The sequence below is a fragment of the Kitasatospora sp. NPDC091257 genome (assembly GCF_044757675.1).
In the GTDB taxonomy this organism is placed as follows: domain Bacteria; phylum Actinomycetota; class Actinomycetes; order Streptomycetales; family Streptomycetaceae; genus Kitasatospora; species Kitasatospora lactacystinica.
This window is the reverse complement of sequence record NZ_JBIVVI010001894.1, coordinates 1-1,046: the sequence shown is the minus strand read 5'-3', so window position 1 is coordinate 1,046 and position 1,046 is coordinate 1. Positions and strand designations below refer to the sequence as shown.

Genomic DNA, 1,046 nt, shown 5'->3' with positions numbered 1-1,046 from the left:
CACCCACAACCTCGCCTCCCCGCAGGACAGGGGCAGGAGCGGCGGGGGTACCTCCGCTGGAGCGCACAGCGCTCGACAGCGACCGGACGGGACAGGACACACCGTAGGAGTGGAAGACCGCCGGTCAACCCCGGGCCGCAACAGGCACGCACGGGGCCGGGGTGCGCAGGTGGCCGGCCGGGCACGGGACACAGGGCTGGTGCGGCTGCCCGGCGCACGTTGTGTTCGTGGTGCCGACGACCGCCCCGCAGGACGGCAGCACGCGGGTACTCGGCGCGGGCCTGCCCCCTCCAGGAAGCGGTGCGGGCCCCGCGACCACCTGCCGCACGGGGCACGGGACGCGGGGCGAGGCTGCCCGTTCATGGGGGCTTCCTGGATGCTGCCCGACCAGACCCGACCAGAACGGCTCCGCCGGGCAGCGGGTGGCTAGTCGGTGGCGGGCGCAAGGGCACGCTTGCGGCGGCGGGGCCGCGTGGCGAGGTAGTGCACGGCCAAACAGAGAACGGCGGGTGCGCAACCGACGACCATGCCGATGACGGTCATGGCGGGACCTTGTCCGACCGCGGCGGTGATCATCGTGTTGTGCTCTGCCTGGAGGACGCCAGCGATCCCGAGCGGGCCGACCGTTGCGAAGGCCAGGTCGAGGCTGACGGCGAGGTTCGCCCAGCCGGTACGCACATCGATCGGGTCGACCTTCTTGACGTCGTCCATCGCCATGTCGCCGACGGTGCGCCGGGCGACGAGGGAAACAACGGAGAACACGAGGACGAGAAGCACCAGCAGGTAGGCCAGATAGGCCAGTTGGTGGATGGAGATCGCCAAGACGAGGACGATGCCTTCGGCGGTGAGGACGCGGTGCAGGGGCCGACACCAGCGGTGCGGGCAGGCCCTGGTCAGGGTATGGGGCTCGCGCATCGGGACTCCTTCGGGAGAGACGGGTCAGAGCAGGTCGTCGAGGACGGGTTCGCCAAGCCGGATCAGGCCGGCGACGGCGACGGCGGCCGCCAGTGCCCGCTGTCGGTGGCGGCCCAGACCTCCCCCTTGGG

1 protein-coding gene is annotated in these 1,046 nt (G+C 71.8%); it reads right to left on the bottom strand.

Annotated elements, in window-relative coordinates:
• Positions 1-426 precede the first annotated feature (426 nt).
• A complete protein-coding gene (locus ACIQOV_RS42720; RefSeq protein WP_401056689.1) occupies positions 427-915 on the bottom strand; it encodes a hypothetical protein in 489 nt (162 codons plus the stop codon).
• Between the last annotated feature and the right edge of the window lie 131 nt (positions 916-1,046).